The 24,493-nt window shown below is 71.2% G+C and carries 23 protein-coding genes and 1 pseudogene; 13 read left to right on the top strand and 11 right to left on the bottom strand.

Annotation, left to right across the window (positions count from 1 at the left end; translation table 11 throughout):
• Positions 1 to 2: 2 nt before the first annotated feature.
• Positions 3 to 1,052, bottom strand: a complete 1,050-nt coding sequence (locus ACFYO2_RS06565; RefSeq protein WP_388344920.1) for a LacI family DNA-binding transcriptional regulator — start codon at positions 1,050 to 1,052, stop codon at positions 3 to 5.
• A 216-nt stretch (positions 1,053 to 1,268) separates the two neighbouring features.
• Between ACFYO2_RS06565 and ACFYO2_RS06560 the strand changes: the two genes are divergently transcribed.
• From ACFYO2_RS06560 to ACFYO2_RS06545, 4 genes are all read left to right on the top strand, one after another.
• A complete protein-coding gene (locus tag ACFYO2_RS06560) occupies positions 1,269 to 2,234 on the top strand; it encodes an ROK family protein (RefSeq protein ID WP_388344917.1) in 966 nt (321 codons plus the stop codon).
• A 132-nt stretch (positions 2,235 to 2,366) separates the two neighbouring features.
• On the top strand, positions 2,367 to 3,377 hold the full coding sequence (locus ACFYO2_RS06555; protein ID WP_388344915.1) for a TIGR01777 family oxidoreductase: 1,011 nt from the start codon (positions 2,367 to 2,369) through the stop codon (positions 3,375 to 3,377).
• A 31-nt stretch (positions 3,378 to 3,408) separates the two neighbouring features.
• Positions 3,409 to 3,603, top strand: a complete 195-nt coding sequence (locus ACFYO2_RS06550) for a hypothetical protein (protein ID WP_388344912.1) — start codon at positions 3,409 to 3,411, stop codon at positions 3,601 to 3,603.
• Positions 3,604 to 3,748: 145 nt separating this feature from the next.
• Positions 3,749 to 4,789 (top strand): NUDIX domain-containing protein, encoded by a 1,041-nt coding sequence (locus ACFYO2_RS06545; RefSeq protein WP_388344910.1) that lies wholly within the window; start codon positions 3,749 to 3,751, stop codon positions 4,787 to 4,789.
• Positions 4,790 to 4,863: 74 nt separating this feature from the next.
• On the opposite strand, the pseudogene ACFYO2_RS06540 reads toward ACFYO2_RS06545, so the two are convergent.
• Together ACFYO2_RS06540 and ACFYO2_RS06535 are read right to left on the bottom strand one after the other, a co-directional pair.
• A pseudogene (locus tag ACFYO2_RS06540) lies at positions 4,864 to 5,588 on the bottom strand (MBL fold metallo-hydrolase).
• A gap of 71 nt (positions 5,589 to 5,659) precedes the next feature.
• A complete protein-coding gene (locus ACFYO2_RS06535) occupies positions 5,660 to 7,015 on the bottom strand; it encodes a dipeptidase (protein ID WP_388344907.1) in 1,356 nt (451 codons plus the stop codon).
• Positions 7,016 to 7,149: 134 nt separating this feature from the next.
• Between ACFYO2_RS06535 and ACFYO2_RS06530 the strand changes: the two genes are divergently transcribed.
• The gene (locus ACFYO2_RS06530) at positions 7,150 to 8,409 is read left to right on the top strand and encodes a geranylgeranyl reductase family protein (protein ID WP_388344905.1); all 1,260 of its coding nucleotides are present in this window, start codon (positions 7,150 to 7,152) and stop codon (positions 8,407 to 8,409) included.
• Here the strand turns inward: ACFYO2_RS06530 and ACFYO2_RS06525 are convergent.
• A complete protein-coding gene (locus tag ACFYO2_RS06525) occupies positions 8,399 to 8,848 on the bottom strand; it encodes a nitroreductase family deazaflavin-dependent oxidoreductase (protein ID WP_388344902.1) in 450 nt (149 codons plus the stop codon). The two genes, ACFYO2_RS06530 and ACFYO2_RS06525, sit on opposite strands and share 11 nt — an antisense overlap.
• 166 nt (positions 8,849 to 9,014) lie before the next feature.
• On the opposite strand from ACFYO2_RS06525, the gene ACFYO2_RS06520 reads away from it, so the two are divergent.
• The 3 genes from ACFYO2_RS06520 to ACFYO2_RS06510 all read left to right on the top strand — a co-directional run bounded on the left by ACFYO2_RS06520 (position 9,015) and on the right by ACFYO2_RS06510 (position 11,783).
• Positions 9,015 to 9,713 carry a TetR/AcrR family transcriptional regulator gene (locus tag ACFYO2_RS06520; RefSeq protein WP_388344899.1) on the top strand — a complete coding sequence of 233 codons (699 nt, stop codon included), beginning with the start codon at positions 9,015 to 9,017 and terminating at the stop codon, positions 9,711 to 9,713.
• 172 nt (positions 9,714 to 9,885) lie between these two features.
• A complete protein-coding gene (locus tag ACFYO2_RS06515) occupies positions 9,886 to 11,121 on the top strand; it encodes a sensor histidine kinase (RefSeq protein ID WP_388344896.1) in 1,236 nt (411 codons plus the stop codon).
• Positions 11,118 to 11,783, top strand: coding sequence for a response regulator (locus tag ACFYO2_RS06510; protein ID WP_388344893.1), 666 nt, complete (start codon positions 11,118 to 11,120; stop codon positions 11,781 to 11,783). Before ACFYO2_RS06515 ends, ACFYO2_RS06510 begins: the two co-directional genes overlap by 4 nt.
• Here the strand turns inward: ACFYO2_RS06510 and ACFYO2_RS06505 are convergent.
• Both ACFYO2_RS06505 and ACFYO2_RS06500 read right to left on the bottom strand, forming a co-directional pair.
• On the bottom strand, positions 11,744 to 12,055 hold the full coding sequence (locus ACFYO2_RS06505) for a DUF6332 family protein (RefSeq protein WP_388344890.1): 312 nt from the start codon (positions 12,053 to 12,055) through the stop codon (positions 11,744 to 11,746). The genes ACFYO2_RS06510 and ACFYO2_RS06505 overlap by 40 nt on opposite strands.
• 73 nt (positions 12,056 to 12,128) lie before the next feature.
• Positions 12,129 to 13,616, bottom strand: coding sequence for an MFS transporter (locus ACFYO2_RS06500; protein WP_388344887.1), 1,488 nt, complete (start codon positions 13,614 to 13,616; stop codon positions 12,129 to 12,131).
• Between the two features lie 86 nt (positions 13,617 to 13,702).
• Here ACFYO2_RS06500 and ACFYO2_RS06495 point away from each other — a divergent pair, with 86 nt between their 5' ends.
• Positions 13,703 to 14,095 carry a MarR family winged helix-turn-helix transcriptional regulator gene (locus ACFYO2_RS06495; RefSeq protein WP_388344885.1) on the top strand — a complete coding sequence of 131 codons (393 nt, stop codon included), beginning with the start codon at positions 13,703 to 13,705 and terminating at the stop codon, positions 14,093 to 14,095.
• Between the two features lie 30 nt (positions 14,096 to 14,125).
• On the opposite strand, the gene ACFYO2_RS06490 is transcribed toward ACFYO2_RS06495, so the two are convergent.
• The 3 genes from ACFYO2_RS06490 to ACFYO2_RS06480 all read right to left on the bottom strand — a co-directional run bounded on the left by ACFYO2_RS06490 (position 14,126) and on the right by ACFYO2_RS06480 (position 17,320).
• Positions 14,126 to 14,872 carry a maleylpyruvate isomerase family mycothiol-dependent enzyme gene (locus ACFYO2_RS06490; RefSeq protein WP_388344882.1) on the bottom strand — a complete coding sequence of 249 codons (747 nt, stop codon included), beginning with the start codon at positions 14,870 to 14,872 and terminating at the stop codon, positions 14,126 to 14,128.
• A 165-nt stretch (positions 14,873 to 15,037) separates the two neighbouring features.
• Entirely contained in the window at positions 15,038 to 16,201 is a 1,164-nt protein-coding gene (locus ACFYO2_RS06485; protein ID WP_388346066.1) for an MFS transporter, read from the bottom strand.
• A gap of 366 nt (positions 16,202 to 16,567) precedes the next feature.
• Entirely contained in the window at positions 16,568 to 17,320 is a 753-nt protein-coding gene (locus tag ACFYO2_RS06480) for a DeoR/GlpR family DNA-binding transcription regulator (protein WP_388344880.1), read from the bottom strand.
• A gap of 339 nt (positions 17,321 to 17,659) precedes the next feature.
• Between ACFYO2_RS06480 and ACFYO2_RS06475 the strand changes: the two genes are divergently transcribed.
• From ACFYO2_RS06475 to ACFYO2_RS06465, 3 genes are read left to right on the top strand one after another with little or no spacing between them, the layout of a single operon-like run.
• Positions 17,660 to 18,937 (top strand): extracellular solute-binding protein, encoded by a 1,278-nt coding sequence (locus ACFYO2_RS06475; protein WP_388344877.1) that lies wholly within the window; start codon positions 17,660 to 17,662, stop codon positions 18,935 to 18,937.
• A gap of 1 nt (position 18,938) precedes the next feature.
• Positions 18,939 to 19,994: a carbohydrate ABC transporter permease gene (locus ACFYO2_RS06470; RefSeq protein ID WP_388344874.1), complete on the top strand. Its 1,056-nt coding sequence runs from the start codon at positions 18,939 to 18,941 to the stop codon at positions 19,992 to 19,994.
• Positions 19,991 to 20,824 (top strand): carbohydrate ABC transporter permease, encoded by an 834-nt coding sequence (locus ACFYO2_RS06465; RefSeq protein ID WP_388344872.1) that lies wholly within the window; start codon positions 19,991 to 19,993, stop codon positions 20,822 to 20,824. The genes ACFYO2_RS06470 and ACFYO2_RS06465 overlap by 4 nt, the downstream gene beginning before the upstream one ends.
• Before the next feature lie 69 nt (positions 20,825 to 20,893).
• Here the strand turns inward: ACFYO2_RS06465 and ACFYO2_RS06460 are convergent, their stop codons facing one another.
• On the bottom strand, positions 20,894 to 22,357 hold the full coding sequence (locus tag ACFYO2_RS06460; protein WP_388344871.1) for an ATP-binding protein: 1,464 nt from the start codon (positions 22,355 to 22,357) through the stop codon (positions 20,894 to 20,896).
• Positions 22,354 to 23,073: a response regulator transcription factor gene (locus ACFYO2_RS06455; RefSeq protein WP_388344869.1), complete on the bottom strand. Its 720-nt coding sequence runs from the start codon at positions 23,071 to 23,073 to the stop codon at positions 22,354 to 22,356. The genes ACFYO2_RS06460 and ACFYO2_RS06455 overlap by 4 nt, the downstream gene beginning before the upstream one ends.
• Before the next feature lie 127 nt (positions 23,074 to 23,200).
• Here ACFYO2_RS06455 and ACFYO2_RS06450 point away from each other — a divergent pair, with 127 nt between their 5' ends.
• Positions 23,201 to 24,478, top strand: coding sequence for a DUF3500 domain-containing protein (locus ACFYO2_RS06450; protein ID WP_388344867.1), 1,278 nt, complete (start codon positions 23,201 to 23,203; stop codon positions 24,476 to 24,478).
• Positions 24,479 to 24,493: the final 15 nt, after the last annotated feature.

The following is a 24,493-nucleotide window of genomic DNA, read 5'->3' as shown; positions in this document are numbered from 1 at the left end:
GCTCAGTCCGTCGGCGGCAGCTCGCCCGAGCCGCGGGTGATCAGCCGGGTCGGCAGCTCGATCCGCTCCGGGGTGAGCAGGGTGCCGTCCAGCTGGCGGAAGAGACGCTCGGCGGCCGTACGGCCCAGCGTCGCCGCGTCCTGGGCGACGACCGTGACGCCGGGCTGGAGCAGATCGGCGAGCTCGATGTCGTCGAAGCCCACGAAGGCGATACGCCGGGACTGTTCGGCGAGGACGCGGATCACGGTGACCGTCACCCGGTTGTTGCCCGCGAAGATCGCGGTGACGGGGGAGGGTCCGGCCAGCATCTCCTCGGCCGCCCGCCGCACCCGCCCGGGGTCGGTGACGCCCAGGGACGTCCAGGAGTCCTCCACCGCTATCCCCGCGTCCTCCATGGCGGCCCGGTAGCCGCGCAGCCGCTCGGCGGCGGTGTGGATGCGGGGCATGTCGCCGATGAACCCGATCCGCCGGTGCCCGTGCGCGATGAGGTGGGCCACGCCGTCGCGGGCACCGCCGTAGTTGTCCGACAGCACGACATCGGCATCGACCATCCCGGCGGGGCGGTCCACGAACACCGTCGCGACGCCCGCCTTCAACTCGGGCTCCAGATAGCGGTGGTCGTCACCGGCCGGAATCACCACCAGCCCGTCGACCCGCCGCGCGCACAGGGCGAGCACCAACTCCTGCTCGCGCTCCGGGTCCTCCGCGCTGGAACCGTTGATCAGCAGCGCTCCGTGGGCGCGGGCCACCTCCTCGACGGCGCGGCTGAGCGGGCCGTAGAACGGGTCCGCGAGGTCCTCCAGGACCAGTCCTATGCTGGCGGTGCGGCCCTTGCGCAGCACCCGCGCGCTGTCGTTGCGCCTGAAGCCCAGCGCGTCGATGGCCTCCTGTACGCGGCTTTCCGTCTCCGGCGTGACCCCCGGCTCCCCGTTGACCACCCGCGAGACCGTCTTCAGCCCGACCCCGGCCCGCGCGGCCACGTCCTTCATCGTCGGACGGTTGCCGTAGCGGCTCCCTGAGGAGCGGTCTGCTCGGCTGTGGGTCTCGGGCACGATGCGGTGTCCTGTCCTGCCGTCCACGGGGATGGCGTCGATCCATGATGGTGTATGAGGGTGTGGCGTCGAGCATAGAACCTGGACAACGTTGTCAGATGCGGGAGACACTGTCCAGCGCAATCTCCGGCCTGCGCCCCACCGCGAACCGGCCTGCTGTTTCCTCTTGGTTGTTCTCAAGGCTGTTCTCATGTCTGACGGGGAGATCCGACACTGATGCACACCGACCTCGTGGCCGCGCTCGACATCGGCGGCACCAAGATCGCCGGGGCGCTGGTCGACGGCCGCGGCCGGATCCAGGCCCGCGCGCAGCGCCCCACGCCCGCGCGGGAGGACGGCGAGACCGTCATGCGGGCCGTCGAGAAGGTGATCGGCGAGCTGGCCGCGTCGCCACTGTGGGGACGCGCCACGGCGCTGGGCATCGGCAGCGCGGGCCCGGTGGACGCCACCACGGGCACGGTGAGCCCGGTGAACGTGCCCGGCTGGCGCGACTACCCCCTGGTCCAGCGGGTGCGGGCCGCGGCCGGGGGGCTGCCCGTCGAGCTGATCGGCGACGGCGTCGCGATCACGGCCGCCGAGCATTGGCAGGGCGCGGCCCGCGGTCACGACAACGCCCTGTGCATGGTGGTCTCGACCGGTGTCGGTGGCGGCCTGGTCCTCGGCGGCCGGCTGCACCCGGGGCCGACCGGCAACGCCGGCCACATCGGCCACATCAGCGTCGACCTGGACGGCGACTCGTGCCCGTGCGGCTCGCGCGGCTGTGTGGAGCGGATCGCCAGCGGCCCCAACATCGCCCGGCGGGCGATCGAGAACGGCTGGCGGCCCGGCCCGGACGGTGACGCCTCCGCCGCCGCGGTGGCCGCCGCCGCCCGCTCCGGCGACCCGATCGCCGTGGCCTCCTTCAAGCGGGCCGCCCAGGCGCTGGCCGCCGGGATCGCGGCCACCGCGACCCTCGTCGAGATCGACGTCGTCGTCATCGGCGGCGGCGTGGGCAAGGCGGGCGACGTGCTGTTCACGCCCCTGCGCAAGGCGCTGACCGACTACGCGACCCTGTCCTTCGTCCAGCGCCTGACGGTGACGCCGGCCCAGATGGGCACCGACGCCGGGCTGGTGGGGGCGGCCGCGGCGGCGCTCGCCAGGCGGGCGGACGCGGCTGCGACTGCGACTGCGGCGGGAGTCTGACGCACTCAGCAGGAACGTTTCTCGGGAGCCCGCCGACGCACGAGGGTCGGCGGGCTCCGGGATAACGCCGCACAAGAGTTTTGAACACGTTCAACTTTTCGCTAGGCTTGCCCCACTCGAAGGGGGAGCCCCATGAAGATCGTGATACCCGGAGGAACCGGACAGGTCGGCACGGTCCTCGACCGCGCGATGACCGCCGCGGGCCACGAGGTCGTCGTCCTGACCCGACGGCCGCGGCGGGACCGCGAGGTCGCCTGGGACGGGGAGACACCTGGCGCGTGGGCCGAGGAGATCGACGGCAGCGACGTCGTGATCAACCTGGCCGGTCGCAGCGTCAGCTGCCGCTACACCGAGGCCAACCTGCGGGCCATGATGGATTCGCGGGTGCGTTCCACGCAGGTCGTGGGCGAGGCGATCGAGGCCGCCCTGCGGCCGCCACGGGTGTGGCTCCAGATGAGTACGGCCACCGTCTACGCCCACCGCTTCGACGCGCCGAACGACGAGTTGACGGGTGTGATCGGGGGTGAGGAGCCCGACGTACCTGATTACTGGGCCTACAGCGTCGAGATCGCCAGGAACTGGGAACTGGCCCAGCAGCGGGCCGAAACCCCGCACACCCGCAAGGTCGCCCTGCGCTCGGCCATGGTGATGAGCCCCGACCGCGGCGGCGTCTTCGACGTCCTGTCGTGGCTGGTGCGGCTGGGGCTCGGCGGTCCGGTCGCGGGCGGCGCCCAGTACGTGTCCTGGATCCACGACCTTGACTTCGTGCGCGCGGTCGAGTTCCTGATCGACCGCGACGACATCGACGGGCCGGTGAACCTCGCCGCTCCCGGGCCGCTGCCGCAGCGCGCGTTCATGCGCGAACTGCGCTCCGCCTGGCGTGTTCCGGCAGGTCTGCCCGCGACGAAGTGGATGGCCGAGATCGGCGCGTTCGTGCTGCGCTCGGACACCGAACTCCTGCTGAAGAGCCGCCGGGTGACCCCGGCGCGCCTGCTCGAAGCGGGCTTCGCCTTCGGCTACGCCGAGTGGCCCTCAGCCGCCGACGACCTGGTACGACGCCTGCGCGGCGGGCCCGGCGCCGTCGGGCGAGCCCCTCGGCGGCGACTTCCGTCCCTGCCCCGATCACTTCGGCGCGGGGCGTGACCCCCGCGACCGTTCCCCCGTTGAAGCCGGTATGAAGAAGCGCAGCATGCTCGCCATCGCCTCCCTCGCCACCGGCTTCGTCGTCGCGGCGGTCTCCCCGTCCCACGCCCTGGGCGAGGAGCTGGGTGACCTGGACGTCGACAAGACTCTCAGCACCCTCGACCAGACCGTCGCCAGCGACAGCCTGGCCGACGTGGAAAAGGGTGTCCTCGGGCAGAACGGCTGACGAGGTACGGCACAGCAGGGCCGTGGCGCCGGTCCCCCCGCGAGGAGGGGGCGCCGGCGCCCCCTCGTGCGCCCTCAACTGCGGCTGGTTTCCATGGCAGGGTGGAGCGGGCAAGCCTCAGGGGGCCGGTAGCAGAGGGGGAAACGTGATCGTCTGGGTCAACGGCGCGTTCGGTGCGGGGAAGACCACCACCGCACGGGAACTGATCGAACTGATCCCGAACAGCACGCTCTTCGACCCCGAGGTCATCGGCGGAGCGCTCTGGCACCTGCTGCCGCCCAAACACCTCGCCGAGGTCGGCGACTTCCAGGACCTGCCGATCTGGCGACGGCTCGTGATCGACACGGCGGCCGCGATGCTCGCCGAGCTGGGCGGGACCCTGGTGGTCCCCATGACCCTGCTGCGCCAGGACTACCGGGACGAGATCTTCGGTGGCCTGGCCGCGCGCCGGATCGCCGTCCGGCATGTCCTGCTCGCCCCGGCGGAAACGATCCTGCGTGAGCGAATAGCCGGGCGGGAGATCCCGCCCGACCTCCCCGACGGCGAGATACGGCAACGGCAGTGGGCGTACGACCACATCGAGCCGTACAAGACCGCCCTCGCCTCCTGGCTCACCGCCGACGCCCACCCCATCGACAGCGGTGCCCTCACGCCGTACGAGACCGCCGCCCGGATCGCGGAGGCCGTCAGCGCCGGGACCGTGCCCGCGTGCGACATCGTGCAGACGCCCGAGCCCACCGCCGAGACCCTCGCCGCGGGTGTCCTGCTCTTCGACGAGCAGGACCGGGTGCTTCTCGTGGACCCCACCTACAAGGCCGGCTGGGAGTTTCCCGGCGGCGTCGTCGAACCCGGCGAGGCGCCCGCCCGCGCCGGCATGCGCGAGGTCGAGGAGGAGACCGGGATCCGCCTGGACGACGTACCCCGGCTCCTGGTCGTCGACTGGGAGCCCCCCGTACCCCCGGGTTACGGAGGACTGCGCCTCCTCTTCGAGGGCGGCCGGCTCGACTCCGCCGACGCCGCGCGCCTCCTCCTTCCCGGCCCCGAGCTGCGCGGCTGGCGCTTCGCCACCGAGCAGGAGGCCGCCGACCTGCTGCCGCCCGTCCGCTACGAACGGCTGCGGTGGGCCCTGCGGGCGCGGGAGCGCGGCGCGGCGATGTATCTGGAGGCCGGAATCCCGGTCGGCTGATCCGTGGTGGGATCCCCGCCGCTCATGGCGACGTCGCGGATGTCGGCGTGCCCGGGCGGCGCAGCGGGTCGCGGTCATGCACCCCGGCCGGATCGTCGAGGCGGCGAAGCCGGGTATCCGTCCGCCGACTTGCGAAGGACGGCCGAGGCCTGCCCGGTCACCGGGGCGCCGTGGCCGAAACAAGCCAGGTCCGGGTCCAGCGCCGCCAGCCGCCGGAAGGAGGCGGCGGCCTGGTCCCGGTCGAGGTTGAACACGCCGAGCATCACGGCCCCGTCGACCGGGGACGCGGCGACGGCGTCTCCCGTGAAGAGCACGCCGTGTCGTGGGAGACGGATCGCGATGCTGCCGTGCGTGTGGCCGGGTACGACGTGTGCTCCGCCGCCGAAGTCGAGGAGGCCGCCGTCGGACAGCTCGGTGACCTGTGGCGGCCGCGCGAACTCACCCCGGGGCAGCTGTCGTACGGCCTTGGCGTGCAAGGGGCGCTCCCAGTCCTCGAACGTCGGCGGGGACCGGGGACCTCACCCCGTACGACGGGTGCGTCCAGGCGGTGGGCCAGCACCTCGGCGCCGGTCGTCGCCGCCAGTTCGGCGGCGCCGCCCACGTGGTCCTCGTGGAAGTGGGTCGGCACGATCCGCCGTACGCGCCCCGGAGCGGAGGCGAGTTCGGCGATCGGTGCTCCGGAACCCGCGGGTCCGGTGTCGATCGGCCTCGACTCGTCGCCGTCACGCCAGGCATGGGCCTGGCCGACCGGGAAGCGCAGAAGGTGCAGGCGCGGGAGGAGGAGCTCGATGACGTCCATGGGACGACCGTAGGAAGGGCCCCCGTCCCGTGACGAGGGCCCTCTGCCGACAGCAGACGCGGAAGGCCTGCTCAGCCCGCCGCGTAGTTGCGCAGGAACAGTGCCTCCGCCACCGAGAGGCGCTCCAGCTCCTGCGGGGACACGCTCTCGTTCACCGCGTGGATCTGGGCCTCCGGCTCGCTCAGGCCGATGAGGAGGATCTCCGCGTGCGGGTAGAGGGCGGCGAGGGTGTTGCACAGGGGAATGGAGCCGCCCTGGCCGGCGTACTGCATCTCCTGGCCGGGGTACGCGACCGCCATCGCCTCGGTCATCGCGGCGTACGCCGGGCTGGTGGTGTCCGCGCTGAACGGCTGGCCCTGGCCTATGTGTTCGGTGTGCACCCGGGCGCCCCACGGAGTGTGCGTCTCCAGGTGGGCCTGGAGCAGCTTGGTGGCCTCGGCGGCGTCGAGGCCCGGCGGCACGCGCAGGCTGATCAGCGCGCGGGCGCTCGCCTGCACCGACGGGGTGGCGCCGACCACCGGCGGGCAGTCGATGCCGAGGACCGTGACGGCGGGGCGTGCCCAGATGCGGTCGGCGACCGTGCCGGAGCCGATCAGTCGCACGCCGTCCAGCACCTTGGCGTCCTGGCGGAACTGCTCCTCGTCGTACTGCAACCCGTCCCAGGACGTCTGAGGCGTGAGCCCGTCCACAGTGGTCGAGCCGTCCTCGGCGCGCAGCGAGTCGAGTACGCGGATCAGGGCGCCGAGCGCGTCGGGGGCGGCGCCGCCGAACTGGCCCGAGTGCAGGTTGCCTTCGAGCGTGTCGATCCGGACGCGGACCAGCGTCATGCCTCGCAGGGTGGAGGTGACCGTCGGCAGGCCGACCCGGAAGTTGCCCGCGTCGCCGATGACGATGGTGTCGGCCTCCAGAAGCTGGGGGTGCTCCTCGGCGTACCGCTCCAGGCCGCCCGTGCCCTGCTCCTCGGAGCCCTCGGCGATGACCTTGACGTGCACCGGGACGCCGCCGTTGGCCTTGAGTGCGCGCAGCGCGAGCAGGTGCATGATCACGCCGCCCTTGCAGTCGGCGGCCCCGCGTCCGTACCAGCGGCCGTCGCGCTCGGTCAGGTCGAAGGGCGGGCTGGTCCAGGCGGCATCGTCCAGCGGCGGCTGCACGTCGTAGTGGGCGTACAGCAGGACCGTCCTGGCGCCCGCGGGGCCGGGCAGGTAGCCGTACACCGACTGCGTGCCGTCGGGGGTGTCGAGCAGCGCCACGTCCTCGAAGCCCTCGGCGGTGAGCGCGTCGGCGACCCAGCGGGCGGCGCCCTCGCTCTCGCTCCGGGGGAACTGGTCGAAGTCCGCCACCGACTTGAAGGCCACCAGCTCGGTGAGCTCCGCCTTCGCCCTCGGCATCAGCGAGGCGACGGTCTCGGCGACCGGATTCGACGACATGGGCACGCTCCTTGTGGGTGCGACGTTGTACCGATGAGTGCCGTAGATCCTCCCACAGCGGTCCGGGGGATCGTCCGCCGTAGGATGCGGAGGGACAGGTGCGGCAGCGGCTTGATCGGGAGCAGTAGACCATCGTGAGCAGCGAGAACCCTTCGGCGGACGACTCTTCGGCGGACGACGTGCAGCGGGTGTGGGACGTCGTCGTGGTGGGCGCGGGACCCGCGGGGGCCTCGGCCGCCTACGCGGCGGCGGTCGCGGGCAGGCGCGTGCTGTTGCTGGAGAAGGCGGAGCTGCCCCGGTACAAGACGTGCGGCGGCGGCATCATCGGCCCCTCGCGCGACTGTCTGCCGCCCGGCTTCGAGCTGCCGTTCCGGGACCGTGTGCACGCGGTGACGTTCTCCCACAACGGCCGCTTCGCCCGCACCCGCCGCTCCAAGCAGATGTTGTTCGGGTTGATCAACCGGCCCGAGTTCGACCATCAGCTGGTCGAGCACGCGCAGAAGGCGGGCGCCGAGCTGCGCACGGGCGTCGCCGTCCAGCGGGTCGAGCAGCACGGCTCGGCCGTGCCGGACCGGCGCACGGTCGCGGTGGTCCTGCAGGGCGGCGAGACGGTGCTCGCGCGGGCGGTCGTCGGCGCTGACGGCAGTGCGAGCCGTATAGGGGCGCACGTCGGCGTGAAGCTCGACCAGGTGGACCTCGGCCTGGAGGCGGAGATCCCGGTGCCGGAGACGGTCGCCGAGGACTGGAAGGGGCGGGTGCTCATCGACTGGGGGCCGATCCCCGGCAGTTACGGCTGGGTGTTCCCCAAGGGCGACACGCTGACGGTCGGTGTGATCTCCGCGCGCGGCGAAGGCGCCGCGACCAAGCGGTACCTGGAGGACTTCGTCGGCCGGCTCGGCCTCGCCGGCTTCGAACCGAGCATCTCGTCCGGCCACCTGACCCGCTGCCGGGCCGACGACTCCCCGCTGTCGCGCGGGCGGGTGCTGGTGTGCGGGGACGCGGCGGGACTCCTGGAGCCGTGGACCCGCGAGGGCATCTCGTTCGCGCTGCGCTCCGGCCGGCTGGCGGGGGAGTGGGCGGTGCGGATCGCTGAGGCGCACGACGCGGTGGACGCTCGCCGCCAGGCCCTGAACTACGCGTTCGCGATCAAGGCCGGGCTCGGCGTGGAGATGAGCGTCGGGAAGCGGCTGCTGACCGCGTTCGAGCGGCGCCCCGGCCTGTTCCACGCGGGGCTCACCGGTGTGCGCCCGGTCTGGAAGGCGTTCATGGACATCACCCGCGGCGCCACGTCGCTGGGCGAGATCATCCGCACCCGTCCGATGGCCCAGCGTGCCCTGATGGCGCTGGACCGGCGCCAGGTGGCTCCCACCGACGCCGCCGACGTCAGCTCGTGACCGTGATCCGGAAGACCGGGTGGTCGGGGGCGATCCGGCGCAGGTCGGCGTCCGGCGAGTCCGGGCCGACGCCGTTGAAGAAGACACCGACCTCGGCCTTCCAGCGCTTGAGGTAGGCGCGCAGCAGGGGGACCTTGGCGTCGTCGGTGACCTCGGTCGCGGTGAACGCGTCCGCGCTCTTGCCGAGGCGGAGTTCACCGCCGCCGGCCGCACGCATGTTGTGCGTCCACTGGACGTGACCGCGAGGGGCGACCAGGTACTGCTGTCCGTCCACGGTCAGCAGGTTCACGGGGGTTGTCCGCCACTCGCCGCTCTTGCGGCCGCGCACCGCCAGGACCCGGGAGCCCCAGACGCTGATGCCGCGGCGGGTCATCCATGCCACGGCACGGTTGAGGACGTTGACGGTGAACCAGCCGGGCTTCTGGACGTGCGTGGACATGGAGACCCCCAAGGAATGAGAAGAGCCCCGCTCACTTTTGTGAGCACTGCTCTCGCTTGATGAACAGTCTGCCTGAGATCGGTCCTGCAAGCAAGAGCGCCGCTCTCTTTTTTGCTCGGTGCTCTTGTATGTGTGCACCGCTCTCCTTCCGTGGAACACTGAGTCCATGAGCAGCACTGCACAGGGCGCCCGAGCCCGCGCCAGGATCGAAGTCACCGCGGCCATCAAGGACGCCGCGCGCAGACAGCTCGCCGCCGAAGGCGCCGCCAAGCTCTCGCTGCGTGCCGTGGCCCGCGAACTCGGCATGGTCTCCTCCGCGCTGTACCGCTATTTCCCCAGCCGCGACGACCTGCTCACCGCGCTCATCATCGACGCCTACGACTCCCTTGGCGAGACCGCGGAGCACGCGCATGCCGCTGCCGCCGACGCCGGGCCCGTCCGGCGCTGGGTGGCGGTCTGCGAGGCGGTGCGCGCGTGGGCGCTCGGGCACCCGCACGAGTACGCGCTGATCTACGGATCGCCGGTTCCCGGCTACACCGCGCCGCAGACCACCGTCCCGGCCGCCTCCCGCGTCGGCCTCATCCTGATCGCCATCCTGCGCGACGCTCACCAGGGCCCCGGCGTCACCAAGCCCCCGCTCGCCGCCGAGCTGCGGCTCGAGGCCGACCGGATGACCGCCGACCTCGCCCCGGACCTCCCGCCCGAGACGGTCACGGCGCTCGTCGCGGCCTGGGCCCAGCTCGGCGGGCTGATCGGATTCGAGCTGTTCGGGCAGTTCAACCGGGTGGTGGAGGACCGCGAGCCGTTCTTCCGGCACGCGGTGACGCGACTCGCCCACGGAGTGGGACTGGTGGATCCGCGGTAGAGACAGGCCGCCCGCGTCAACCCCGCTTCGTGCTCGACCGGGTGGAGCCGGGCGGCCGCCGCGAGATGTCCTACCGCGTCCGCTCGGAATGGCACGTACTTCCCAGGGAGTACGCGTGATCACCGCGCCCGGCGGACGCCGCCGACCGCCCCCGGCGTCTAGCGTGGCGGACATGGACGTGCAGCGCGTACGCGGGGCCGGCCCACCGCACGGGTGGCGGCACGGGCCGCCGTGGCTGCGCCACGGGGACGCGGAGGAGCCGCGTGCCCGGTGGCCGTGGCGTTCCACCGTGCTGTTCACCGTGTTCGTGCTCGCCGGCTCGAACTACGCGGCCGCCGAGCAGGTCGGCGAGCGAGCCCCACTCGACGCCTTCGCACGCGTGCTGCTGGCCCTGGCCGCGGGCCTGCTGCTGTGGCGGTGGCGGCATCCGGTGCTCGTCGTGTTCGGCACGGCGGCGGCCGCCATGCTCTACCTGGGCGCGGGCTACCCGTACGGGCCGGTGTTCCTCGCTGTCGCGCTGGCCTGCTTCAACGCCATCGTCGCGGGGCACCGCCGGTCCGCCTGGGCGGCATTGGGGATGCTCTGGGCCGGGCATGTGCTGGTGGCGCACTGGCTGTACCGGTGGCTGCCGCCGTCCGGGGACTCCGGCGCCTCCTGGGGCCAGGAGGTTGTGGTCGCCACCTGGATGGTGCTGATCCTCGCGGTGTCGGAACTCGCCCGCACCCGGCGCGAGCAGTGGGCCCGGGAGCGTGCCGAGCGCGCGCAGGCGGCGCGGCGGCGCGCGGACGAGGAACGGCTGCGGATCGCCCGTGAGCTGCACGACGTCCTGGCGCACAGCATCTCGGTCATCAACGTGCAGGCGGGCGTCGGCCTCGCGCTCCTCGACACCGACCCGGAGCAGGCACGCACCGCGCTCACCACCATCAAGGCCGCGAGCAAGGAGGCGCTCGGCGAGGTCCGACAGGTCCTGGACACGCTCCGCGCGCCGGGGGACGCGCCGCGCGCGCCGGCGCCCGGCCTTGACCGGCTGCCCGAGCTGGTGGAACAGGCGGCGGGCGCGGGCCTCACGGTAGAGGTCGAGGGGGAGCCTCCCCGGCTCGCCCCCGGAACGGACCTCGCGGCCTTCCGTATCGTCCAGGAGGCGCTCACCAACGTCGTACGGCACTCCGGTTCACGGCACGCGCGGGTGCGGCTCGATCACGACGGCGGCGCGCTACGGCTGCGCATCGACGACGACGGACCCGCGACCGGCGCCGACGCGGGCGGCAGCGGCAACGGGCTGGCCGGAATGCGGGAGCGGGCCGCAGCGCTGGGTGGCACGATCGAGGCGGGCCCGCGTGCCGACGGAGGGTTCCGGGTGCTGGCTGTACTGCCGGCGAAGGTGAAGCCCAAGGAGGAGGACCGGTGATCCGCGTACTGCTCGCCGACGACCAGTCACTGGTACGGGCCGGCTTCCGGGCGCTGCTCGACGCGCAGCCCGACATCGAGGTGGCCGCAGAGGCCTCCGACGGCGAGGAAGCACTGCGCAAGGTGCGCGAACTGCGCCCCGACGTGGTCCTGATGGACATCCGCATGCCCCAGCTGGACGGCCTGGCGGCGACCCGCCGCATCACGGAGGACCCCGGGCTGACGGACGTGAAGGTGATCATGCTCACCACCTTCGAACTCGACGAGTACGTCTTCGAGGCGATCCGTTCGGGCGCCTCCGGCTTCCTGGTCAAGGACACCGAACCGGAGGAACTCCTGCGCGCCGTACGGTCGGTGGTCGGGGGCGACGCGCTGCTCTCGCCGGGCGTGACCCGCCGCCTCATCGCCGAGTTCGCCGCCCGCTCCAAGGAACCGGCCGCCGCCGACGCCCTCGGCCAACTCACCGAGCGGGAACGGGAGGTGATGGCGCTGGTCGGCGTCGGCCTGTCCAACGAGGAGATCGCCCGCCGTCTGGTGGTCAGCCCCCTCACCGCGAAGACCCACGTCAGCCGCACCATGGTCAAGCTGGGGGCCCGCGACCGGGCCCAACTCGTCGTGCTGGCCTACGAGTCGGGGCTGGTGCGGCCAGGCTGGCTGGGCTGAGGCGCGTCCCCGGGCGCACCATCGGCACTCCGGCTCCGGAAACGGACCAGCACGCTGACGATCCGGGCGAGGAAGAGGACAGGCGCGAGCACCATCGCGGTGCGGAGGAGCAAAAGCTCCACGCTGGACGGCAGTTGGAACAGCAGCGCCGGGCCCGCGACCGCCCCGGAGACGACCGCCGCCGCGAACGCCGCGCTGAACAGCGCGTACCCGATCTCGACGGTGATCGCGTCCCGCTCGGTCTGACCGCGCCGTCCCCCGTACGTCTCCATCCCGGAAGTCTCACAGCCGTGTGCCCGGCGGGGCAAGCAGACCCCGCCGGGCACACACCATCGGAGACGTCCCCTAGTCGCGTACGGTGACGCGCTCCGTCTCCTTCACAGTGGACTTGGCGACCACGACGGACGGCTGGGCGCGACGCGTGGGCCGCAGTCCGGTGAGCGTGATCAGGAGCCCGGCCGCGGCGACCACGGTCACCACGACCAGTCCGGGCCGGTAGCTGTCCAGGACGGCCTGCGGGGTGGCGTTCTCGGGGGCGCCCGCGGTCACCACCGCCGTCACGATGGCCAGGAAGATCGCGCCGCCGACCTGGACCGAGGTGTTGAGCAGACCGGAGACCATGCCCTGCTCGTGGTCCTCGACGCCGTTGGTGGCCTGGATGTTGAGCGACGGGAAGACCAGCGCGCAGGCGGCGCCGATGAGCAGCATCGACGGCAGGATGACGGCCGCGTACACCGGGTCGAGGTCCACCCGCAGGAACAGCGCGTACCCGACGACCATCAGCGCGAAGCCGACCGCGATCAGCCGCTGGGTGCCGTAGCGGTCGACGATCGAGCCGACCTTCGTCGAGGACAGCGCCACCAGCGCGCCCGCGGGCAGGAAGGCGAGCGCGGTGTGCAGCGCCGACCAGCCGAGCAGGGACTGCATGTACAGGGTGACCAGGAACTGGAAGCCGACGTACGACCCGAAGAACGCCATCGCGCCGAGCTGGGCGCGGATCTGGGTGCCGGACCGCAGCACGCCGAGCCGGATCAGCGGACCGGCCGAGCGCCGCTCGACCAGCACGAACACCGTGAGCAGCACGGCGACGGCGAGGAAGGACAGCAGGGTGCGGGCCGAGGTCCAGCCGACCTCGGGGGCTTGGACGACGGTGAAGACCAGCAGCAGCATCGACGCGGTGCCGAGGACGGCGCCGGGGACGTCGTAGCCGTTGTGGTCCTTCTCCCGGGAGCTGCGCGGCAGCAGCTTCAGGCCTGCGGCGAGGGCGGCCAGGGCGATGGGCGCGGGCAGCAGCATGGTCAGGCGCCAACTGGCCTCGGTGAGCAGACCGGACAGCACCAGGCCCATCGAGAAGCCGGTGGCGGCGCAGGTGGTGTAGATGGAGAGGGCGCGGTTGCGCAGCGGGCCCTCCGGGAAGGTCGTGGTGATGATCGACAGGCCGGCGGGGGCGGTGAAGGCCGCGCTCAGGCCCTTGATGAAGCGGCTGGCGATCAGCAGCGGGCCCGAGTCGACGAGCCCGCCGAGCAGTGAGGCGACCGCGAAGATTCCCAGGGCGATCAGGAAGACCTGACGCCGGCCGAGCAGGTCGGCGGTCCGGCCGCCGAGGAGCAGCAGGCCGCCGTAGCCAAGGATGTAGCCGCTGACGATCCATTGCAGGGTCGAGGTGGACAGGCCGAGGTCGGCGCCGATGGACGGCAGGGCGACGCCGACCATCGACACGTCCAGAGCGTCGAGGAACATCGCGGCGCACAGCACCAGCAGGGTGCCCCACAGCCGGGGCGTCCAGCGAACCGCCGGGGACGGGGCCGCCGGGGTGGCGAGCGGAGAAGTCATGCCGATGACACTACATGCGCGTACATCCAATGCAAACGCATTTAATTCCAGTGCAACAAAGTCGTTTTTCTGTTACGGTGCCGCTCATGGCGGCGAAGAAGGCCGAGCAGACGCTCGCGGACCAGTGGCGGGACATCCTGGCGCTGCACGCGCGCACCCAGTGCGAACTGGACCGAGCACTGCACGGACACGGCCTGTGCGCCAGCGACTTCGAGGTCCTCGAAGTCCTGTCCGAGCAACGTGCCGACGGCGTGTGTTCCTACCGCGTCCAGGAGATCTCCGAACGCGTCCACCTCAGTCAGAGCGCGCTGTCGCGGCTGGTCGCCCGGCTGGAGAAGGACGGTCTCGTGGAGCGCGGATTGTGCCAGGAGGACCGCCGCGGCGTTCGCGTGGCGCTCACGGAGAAGGGGCGCGCACTGCACGGCGATGTGCTGCCGGTGCAGCGCGCGGTACTGACCAGAATGCTGGCCTCGGGCTGAGCCGGATGCCTTCTCGGGGCTGAGCCGGCCTCAGCTCCAGGTCACGGCGGACTTCTCCCGCCACAGCTCGGCGACCGAGGCGTCCCCGGTCACGGCCGGGAACGGCAGCCGGTTCCACAGCGCCAGATACAACTGCGCGGCGGGCCCGGCCACTTCACAGTCGGGCTCGGCCTCCCCACCCTCGCCCCGCCCGGCCGCGGGCGGCTCCTGCGACAGGCGTACGGTCCACACCGCGCCGTCCGTGTCCGTCGCCCGCAGCCGCAGCACCCGGGGTTCCTCGGTGCGCACCTTGCTCTTGGGGCGGGCGTGGAAGCCGATCAGCAGCTCGTCGATGCCGTCCACCGCGAAGTCGCCGGCGATCCCGCTCGGGCTGCCGCCCCTGGCCGACTCGGCGTCGACGCGGTGCACGACCGTCTCGTGCGCCTGCCGCCGGGCCCAGAACGCGAGTGGCGACGGCGCGGGCAGGAAGTGCCAGCACTGGACGTCGGGCGAGGCGGAGCGCAGGGTGTCGACGAGTTGCCCGTGCCCCTCCCGGAACCAGGCCAGCAGTTCGGCGCCGTCGAGGTCGGGCAGCCCTCCGTCCGGGCGATAGGAGGTGTGCCCCTCGGCGACGAACGCAGCCGCCCAGCGATGCACCATCCCCGTGTGCCGCACCAGGTCCGCCACCTGCCACCCCGGGCAGGTCGGCACTTTGGCGCCGGTGCCGGCCTCCTCGGCGGCCGCGGCCAGCAGCCGGCCCTCCTGGTCGAGCATCGCTACGAACTCGGCAGTCTCCATGGGTGTGAGTGTGCCTGATGGAGTGCGTTCGACGGCAAGGCGTTTCGGTGCGGCGGGCAGAACCGGGCGGCCGAGAAGCCGATGGCGACAGGCCGAGGAGCGCGCCGCCGACTCCGCTCGGGGAGCGGTGGAAGGACAGGTGGCGCCGCGCGGCGGTGGCCGGAATCAGCGCTCTGCCGCACGTCGCGTGACGAATCCGATGACGGCTGCCGTGGCGGCCAGTGCCGCGACACTGGTGAGGGCGGCGGGAAGGGAGAACCAGTCCGCCATGAATCCGATGGCGGGTGGTCCCAGGAGCATGCCGCCGTAGCCGAGGGTGGAAGCGATCGCGACTCCGTCGGGGCCGGCCAGCGCGCCGGCGCGCTCCACGGCGACGGGGAAGAGGTTGGCGAGGCCCAGCCCGGTGATCACGAAGCCGAGGAGCGCTGCCCACAGGGAGGGGGAGAGGGCGCCGAGGAGCATCCCGATCGCGGCGGTCGTGCCGCCGGATATCAAGGTGCGGGTCTGGCCCAGCCGTTCGAGCAGCCTCGTACCGGTGAGCCGGCCGATGGTCATGGCGAGCGCGAAGCAGGAGTAACCGACTGCCGCGGTGCCTGCTGAGGCGTCCAGATCCTGTTCGAGGTGGAGTGCGCTCCAGTCGGCCAGGGCGCCTTCGCCGTAGGCCGTGCACAGGGCGATCAGGCCGAAAGTGATGACGAGTCCGCGTGTGCGGGTGTCCGGGCGGCGGGGCGCGGACTCGTTCTGCGGTGCGCTCTTCGATGGTGTCGGGGGTTGGATGTGCAGCAGGACGCGGCCCGCGAAGACGGTGACGAGCAGGCCGGTCACGGTGAGGCCGAGCAGGTGCTGCGTGGGGGACAGCGCTCCGGCGACCAGTCCGCCGAGTCCGGCGCCGACCATGCCGCCGAGGCTGAAGGCGGCGTGGAAGCTGGGCATGACGGGGCGTCGCAGGACCCTCACCAAGTCGACCGCGGCGCTGTTGAAGGCGACGTTGATCCCCCCGTACGCCATGCCGAAGGTGAACAGGACGGCGCCGAGTGTCAGTGGCGAGTGGGTGAGGGGTGGCAGGGCGATGCTGAGTGAGAGCAGGACGGCGCAGACGACGGTGACGGGGTGGCTGCCGTAGCGGCGGCAGAGGCGGCCGGTGAGCATCATCGTGACGACCGCGCCGGCGGAGACGCCGAGGAGGGCGAGTCCCAGTGCGGTGGCGGAGGCGTTGGTCTGCTCTTTGATCGCGGGGATGCGGACGACCCAGCCGGCGAAGATGAAGCCGTCGAGGGCGAAGAAGACGGTGAGGGCGATACGAAGCCGGGTGAGGGTGCCGCCCGGCACGGCATTGTGCGTTCGGGCTTTGTTTATCAGCGGCACAAAATCAGGCTAGGCGGGTGCCTGAGACGGAGGCAAGAGGCGGAACAGGCCGGGCAGGGGCATGTCCTCCAGCCGGCACCGACCCCCGTGCCGGGCGGAGCAGGGGCGACGCGCAGGCCGGCGGTGGCGAGGACCTCGGCTCGGCACTGGACGGTGTCGCCCTGGCGTGGTGGGCAGGCGGGGCGGAGCGGGTGGGGGCACGACCGGGTTTGCGAAGGTGACCTACAGCTCTGGGGTCACCTCGGTGACGCGTCCTTCGGCCGTGGTCGCCCAGCAGCGCCCGGTAGACCAGCGGGACCCGGAAGCCGCCCCCGCCCGGGATCGTGAGCCTCATACCTCGATCACCTCAACTCCCGCCTCGCGCAGTCGGCTGCAGGTCTTCTCGTTTGCATTCGAGTTGGTCACCACGATGTCGAGTTCCTCCGGCCCGCACACCCGGGCCATGCCGGTGCCGGGGAACTTGCCCGCGTCCGCCAGCAGGACCACCTGGGCGCTGGCGGCGATCATCGCCCGCTTGACGGGCACCTCCACCGCGGTGGTGTCCAGTACCTGGCCGTCGGGGCGAACCCCGCTGGTGCCGAGGAACAGCCGGTCGGCGTGGATCTGCCGCAGGTTGTCCTCGGTCAGGAAGCCCACCAGCGAGCGGTAGTCGCGGCGGACCACGCCGCCCAGCAGGATCAGCTGGACGTCCTTGTCGTCCTGGAGTTCCTCGTAGACGGCCAGGTTGCTGGTGATCACGGTCAGGGACCGGCCGTGCAGATGGCGGGCGACCCGATGGGCCGTGGTGCCAATGTCGAGAAGGAGCGTCTCACCGTCCTTGACGAGATTTGCGCACCAGGCGGCCAGGGCGTCCTTGGCCTCCACCCGGACCGCGGCCACGTCGGCGAACGGGTCGTCCTCGCCGAGGACGGGGGCGGCACCGCCGTAGACGCGCTTGAGCAGCCCCTCGTCCTCCAGTTGTACGAGGTCACGCCGGATCGTGGCCTGGCTCGCCCCGACCTTCTCGGCCAGTGCGGTCACGCTGGTGGGACCGTCCGCACGCAGCACGCGGAGGATCAGCTCATGTCTTCGGTCAGGGAGCATGGCGCCGACCATACTCGCCAACCCGCCAAACTCAAGCAAAGTCGCGCACCAATGTCTCGATTGCTGCTTGACTCTTGTCAAACCCGCTCACTGGGTGCACTCTCTTGCGTAATTCGAGCCGGGCTCGGGCCCCACTCCGGTCGGCCGAAGCGGATCAATGGCGTTTTTCGCCGCCATTCACGCGTCGGCACCGTCTGAGAAGACCACGTCACACGTTCCGGACAGCGAGGTGCCTCCGCCGTCCACCGTCGCCCTTCAGCCATCCGGACCCCCGCTCTCCCCGCCCTCACCCATGACTCACAGGTCCTAGCCGGACACGCCCAACACCAGGAGAAGACCGTGGACCTTTCCCGCAGACGATTCCTTCAGGCCGCCGTACTGACGGCCGCCACGGCAGGTGCCACCGCGGCGTGCGGCGGCGACGCCGGGACGAGCGGCAGCAAGAACGACAAGAACCTGAGCCTCTGGTACTGGTCCGGCGGCCTGAGCGACAAGGTCGTCGCGGACGCCAAGAAGCACTTCTCCGGCATCAGCCTGAAGACCTCCGTGGTCGGCGGCGACTTCAAGACCAAGCTGCTCACCGGCCTGCGGGCAGCGCAGTCCGCCCCCGACATCACCGGTATCAAGGGCGAGGACATCGCCTCGTTCCTGCCCAACGCCAACCGCTTCATCGACCTGAAGTCCGTCGGCGCGGACAAGCTGATGCCGCAGTACCTGTCGTGGAAGCTGAAGCAGGCCACCACCCAGGACGGCAAGCTCATCGGCTTCCCGATCGACATCGGTCCGTGCGCCACCTACTACCGCGAGGACCTCTTCGCGAAGGCGGGGCTGCCCACCGACCCGGCCAAGGTCTCCGCCGAACTGTCCACCTGGGACGACTACTTCAAGCTCGGCGTCGAACTGCACAAGGCCGTGCCCAAGACCTACCTGGTCAACAACATCGGCTCGGTGTTCTCGATGATCATCGGCCAGGGCGCCAAGCGGTTCATCGACGAGGACAACACGTTCATCGGCGACCAGGACCACATCCGTACCGCCTGGACCACCGCCGTGAAGCCCTACACCCTGGGCATCGACGCCAAGATCAACGACAACACCTGGAACGCGGCCATCAGCGGCGGTGCCCTGGGCACCGAGATCGGCGCCGCCTGGCACGCGCTGGACATCAGCAGTGCCGCCCCGGGCACCAAGGGCAAGTGGCGGGTGGCGAACCTGCCGGGCGGGCCGTCCAACCTCGGCGGGTCCTTCCTGTCCATCCCCGCGACCAGCGGCAATCCCGAGGAGGCCTTCAAGATCATCAGCTGGATCCTCAACCCTGAGAACCAGGCCCGCGGCTTCACCGACGCGGCCCTGTTCCCGACCGCCCCGGCCGCGTACAAGCTGCCGGCGCTGACCGGCGGGGACGCCTTCTTCGGCGGTCAGAAGACCATCGAGATCTTCGGCCCGGCGGCCGAGAAGATCCCCTCCGCGTACGAGGCCCCGGCCGACGCGGCGGTCTCCGTGCCCTTCTTCAACGAGCTGACCAGCATCGAGGCCAAGGGCAAGGACCCCGAGCAGGCCTGGAAGGACGCGGTCAGCCAGGCCAAGCAGATCGCCCAGCGGCAGGGAGTGAAGTGACATGTCGTCAAGCCCGGTAGCCGGCCCGGCCGCCACCGGACCGTCCTCCGGATCCGACGCCGCGCCCACCGCCCGGCCGGCTCCGGACCGCCCGCACGGTGGTCCGGGCCGGCACGGCCGCCGGGTCCGCCCGGTGTCGGCCGGGGCCCGGCCCGGGCCGCGGCGGGTCGCCAGGCACTGGCCGCAGTACCTGGCCATCTCGCCGTACTACCTGATCTTCACGGTCTTCATGCTCTTCCCGGTGATCTTCACCGTGTATCTGGCGTTCCAGAAGTGGGACGGCATCGGGGACATGCACTTCGTCGGGTTCCAGCAGTTCCGCTTCCTGTGGGACGACCCGGTGTTCTGGCTGTCCGTGCGCAACACACTCGTCATCTGGGTGCTGTCCACCGTGCCGATGCTCTTCCTCGCGCTGGTCCTCGCGGTGCTGGTGAACTCCACCAAGCGGTTCACGGCCTTCTACCGGGTCGCCCTGTTCATCCCCAGCATCACCTCGCTGGTGGCCATCGCGATCTTCTTCGGCGCGATCTTCAGCAACAACTTCGGCCTGATCAACGCCATCCTCCGATCGATGCACGTGTCCGCCGTGCCATGGCTGAGCAACGAGTGGACGATCAAGCTGGTGATCGCGGCCCTGATGACCTGGCAGTGGACCGGCTACAACGCGATCATCTACCTGGCCGGTCTCCAGGCGATCCCCTCGGAGCTCTACGAGGCCGCCAAGATGGACGGGGCCGGCCCGGTGCGGCTCTTCTTCTCGATCACGATCCCCCTGCTGCGGCCCATCATCCTGTTCACCGTGGTGGTCTCCACCGTCACCGGCCTGCAGAGCTTCACCGAACCGCAGGTGCTGTTCGGCAGCGAGGCTTCCACCAACCCCAACTCCGGCGGACCGGGCCAGGCGGCCCTGACCACCTTGCTGTACTTCTACCACCAGGCCTTCGACAACAACGACTTCGGCTACGGGGCGGCCATCGTGTGGGCCTTCTTCCTGGTGATCCTGCTCATCGTCCTCATCAACTGGAGCCTGGTGCAGCGTAAGGAGCGACGGCCATGAACGGCTTGAACCGCAACCGCTTCCGGGGGCTGAGCGTCCATGTGATCCTGATGGTCGGCGTGGTCATCTCGGTGTTCCCGTTCTACTGGATCGTCGTCATGGCGACGAACACCTCGCAGGACATCTACAGCTACCCGCCGAAACTCTGGTTCGGCGGCAACCTGATCACCAACGTCCAGCACCTCTTCGACAAGATGGACTTCTTCGGTTCGCTGTTCAACACGGTGATCGTGGCGGTCTGTACGACGCTGCTGGTGCTGTTCTTCGACTCGCTGGCGGCCTTCGCCTTCGCCAAGTACGACTTCCCGGCCAAGAAGTTCCTGTTCGGCGTCCTGCTGTCGATGTACCTGCTGCCGACCCAGCTGGCGATCATCCCGCAGTACGAGATCATGGTGCAGCTCGGCTGGCTGGGCACGCTCAAGGCGCTCATCGTGCCCGCCGCCGCCAACGCCTTCGGCATCTTCTGGATGCGCCAGTACACCACCAGCAGTGTCCCGGACGAACTGCTGGACGCCGCCCGGATCGAGGGCGCCGGCTTCTTCCGCCTGTACTGGCACGTGGTGCTGCCGTGCGTCCGCCCGGCCCTGGCGTTCCTCGGCATCTACACCTTCATCGCTGCCTGGAACGACTACATCCTGCCGTTGGTGATGCTGGTCAACCCGGACCGCCTCACCCTCCAGGTGGCGCTGGCACAGTTGTACGCGGGCCACTCCACCGACTACAGCATGGTGATGTCCGGGGTGCTGCTGTCGGTCATCCCGCTGGTGCTGGTGTTCACCTTCTTCGCCCGCGGGTTCATCGCCGACGCGACGAAGGGGGCCCTGCGCTGACGGCGGCGAGGTGATCAGGCCCGGTCGCGGGGCGAGAGGCCCTGCGGCACCGGGGCGCTCGAGCGGGGCTCATCTCGAGCGGGGCTCACCTCGAGCCGAATCCGAATCCGAATCCGAATCCGAATCCGAATCCGACCCGGAGCCGGGCAGGAGGCGCGATCCCGCCACGCTGAAGCCGATCGCGCTCCCGCCGCCGGACCGGGCACCCGCGAACACGGTGCCGCCGTGGCTATCGGCGACGTCGCGGACGATGGCGAGGCCGAGTCCGGACCCGGGCAGGCCGCGGGCGGTGTCGGCCCGGTAGAACCGGTCGAAGACGTGGGCGGTGTCGGCGGCGTCGATGCCCGGCCCGCGGTCCGAGACGGTGACCCGGCCCCGACGGATGCGCACCTCGATGGGCTTGTCGCCGTCGGGGTCGAACTTCGCGGCGTTCTCCAGCAGGTTGCCCATCGCGCGTTCGAGTCCCTGCGGGCGGCCGCGGACCACGCAGCCGTCGGCGTCGACGTGGACCAGGCGGCCGGTACGCCGGTACACGCGTCGCGCCGCGCGACGGGCCGCCTCGGCCAGCTCCACGGATTCCTCGGCCTCCTGACGGTCACGGGCCAGGGCCAGCTCGACGAGTTCGTCGACCAGGTGACCTAGCTCGCGCGTCTCGCCCTCGACGTCGTCGAGGAGCCTCTCGCGGGCGTCCGGTGACAGCTCGGTGGCGCGGCGCAAAACGGTGGCGTTGGTGAGCAGGCTGGTGAGCGGGGTCCGCAGCTCGTGGGCGACGTCGTGCACCAGCCTCTCCTGGGCCTCCCGGGCGGCGACGATACGGGCGAGCATCCTGCTGAACGACGCGGACAGCCGCCCCACTTCGTCACGCCCGCCCACCAGGCCCGCACCGTCGGAGGCGAACCGGCCGTCGGCGCTCACCTCCTCGACGACGTCGGTCAGGCGGGCCAGGCGCCGGGTGATGCGACCGGCGAGCAGCCGGCCCGCACCGGCCACGACCAGCACGACCACGCCGCTGACCGCCGCGATCTCCCTGGCCATGCCGCCCAGCACATAGTGCGTCTGGTCGATCGGGACGGCCACCTGCAAGGCCCCGCGGTCCCCGCCCAGCGCGGTGGTCAGCCGGCGATAGGTGCGGCCGTCCACGACGATCTCGGCGGTGTCCGACTGCCCGGCCTTGCCGGAGGCGGCCAGGCGGCGCGCGATGCCGGACACCGGCACCTGCACGGGCGGGCCGCCGAGCGGGGTGAGCGTGCCGTCGGGGGACACCGCCTGCAGGATCGGCTGCCGTTCCTCCTCGTCCCCCGGGCCGGGTCGGTCCGGCCCGGCATAGAGGTCCGGGGCCTGGGAGACCGCGTCGTCGAGGGCCAGTTCCTGTTCCTGGGCGCGCGCCAGGGCCACCGTCGACGACCGCAGCGACCGGTCGACCTCCGCGAGGACGCGGTCCGAGGCGGCCTGGTAGCTCAGCGCGCCGACCACCGCCGCCACCACGGCGCCGACGGCGGCGAAGGCGAGCGCGAACCGCGAGCGCAGGCTCACCGCCGCCGCACCGCGTAGCCCACGCCCCGCACCGTGTGGATCAGGTCGGGCGGCGCTCCGGCCTCGGCGAGCTTGCGCCGCACATAGCCGACGTAGGTCGCCAGGTTCTTGGCGTCCACGCCGACGCCAGGGCCCCAGACCTGTCGGTAGACCGCCGCGTGGTCCAGTACGAGACCCTCGTTGCGCACCAGGAGCTCCAGCAGCTCGAACTCCGTCTTGGTGAGCCGCAGTTCGCTCTCGCCCCACCAGGCCCGCCGGGCGCCCGGGGCGATGCGCAGCGACCCCATCCGCAGCAGGGCATCCGCTTGATCCGGTGTCTCCCCGGTCCCCGGCGCGGACCCCGGCACGAGCGCGGCCCGGCGCAGCAACGCCCGCAGACGGGCCAGCAGTTCGGGCACCTCGAAGGGCTTGGGAAGATAGTCGTCGGCGCCGGCGTCCAGACCGGCGGCCCGGTCGGGGACCCCGGACCGCGCGGTGAGCATCAGCAGCGGTGTGCGGTCACCGTCGGCCCGCAGCACGCGGCACACGGCCACACCGTCGACGTGGGGCATCATCACGTCGACGACCAGCGCGCTGAAGGACTCCCGGCGGGCCCGGGTCAGCGTCTCGACCCCGTCCACGGCGGTGACGACGTGGTATCCCTCCAACTCCAGGGCACGCGCAAGGGATTCGCGGACCGCGCGATCGTCGTCGGCGATGAGGACACGATCGAACATCCGGGCATGATGACACACCGTTCTGAAAGCTTGTTCTCATCGAATTCCGGACCGGCTCCCGTCGAGCTCTGAGATCGCTCGCCCAGCATGAGGGCTGTACCTCACTGCTCGCCCCCACAGGAGTCCCATGTCAGCCCTCATCACCCACACCCACACCCACGCCCCCACCCCGACCGCCGCTCCCGGATCCACGTCGCGCGCCGGAGGGCACCGGCAGGCGCTCGTCCGCCGTGCCGTGGCCCTCGCCACGTGCCTCGGTCTCGGCGTCGCCGGCTGCGCCACCACCGGCTCGGCGTCCTCGTCGGCCCAGCTGACGGCCCGGAAGGCGATTCCGGCCTCCGCGACCCGCACCGGTGCCGGCGGGGCGAACACCGCCCAGGTGGTGGCCGCCGCCAACGCCTTCCTCGCGACGCTGTCCGACGAGCAGAAGGACGCCGTCCTCTACGACTTCGACGACGCCGTCAAGAAGACCGGCTGGTCGAACTTCCCGACGCCGGTCGTGGAACGCAACGGACTCAAGCTCGGTGACCTCACCGACGAGCAGGAGGCCGCGGCCCTGAAGGTCATGGAGGCCGCGCTCAGCAAGAAGGGGTACGAGGAACTCGTCGAGATCCGCAAGGCCGACGACTACCTCGCCTCGCTCTCGGACACCGGCGACACCGGGGCCACGCCGACGGCCGTTCCGAGCGCCACACCCACCGCCCTCCCGAGCGGCACGCCCACCGGTACGCCGCCGAGCGGCGGCCCCGGCGGTGGCGGTGGGGGCGCGAACTTCGGCTCGGAGTGGTACTACATCTCCTTCTTCGGAACGCCCAGCGGGACCGGCGAGTTCACGGTCCAGTACGGCGGCCACCACGCGGCGTACAACATCACCTACGCCGGAAGCAGCGTGACCATGTCGCCCACCCTGACCGCGGTGGAGCCGATGGAGTTCAACTGGGAGGACCTGTACTACGCCCCGCTGGAGGACAAGCGGACCTCCACCATCGGCGCCATCCAGTCCCTCACCGCCGACGAGCTGACCGCGGCCGAGATCGACGGAAGCTTCGACGACCTGTACCTCGGCCCGGGCAACGACGGTCCCTTCCCGGAGCAGCCGGAGGGCGTTCTGGTCAGCAGCCTCACCAAGAAGCAGCAGGCCAAGGTCACCGCGATGCTCAAGGCATGGGTCGACGACCTGGACGAGAAGGCCGCGGCGCGGATACTGGCCAAGTACGTCTCCGAGTACGACGAGACGTACATCGGCTGGAGCGGCGGGACGACCCTCGACAACGACCAGACATACGTACGCCTTGACGGACCGTCCGCCTGGATCGAGTTCTCCAACCAGCCCGGTGCCTCCACCGACGGCATCCACCAGCACACGATCTTCCGGGACGAGACCTCCGACTACGGCTGGGAATGACGGAGCGAGGGACCA

The organism is Streptomyces sp. NPDC006602, from assembly GCF_042870385.1.
GTDB lineage: Bacteria > Actinomycetota > Actinomycetes > Streptomycetales > Streptomycetaceae > Streptomyces.
The sequence above is the reverse complement of the archived record's forward strand: the minus strand, read 5'-3'. Positions and strand labels throughout refer to the sequence as shown.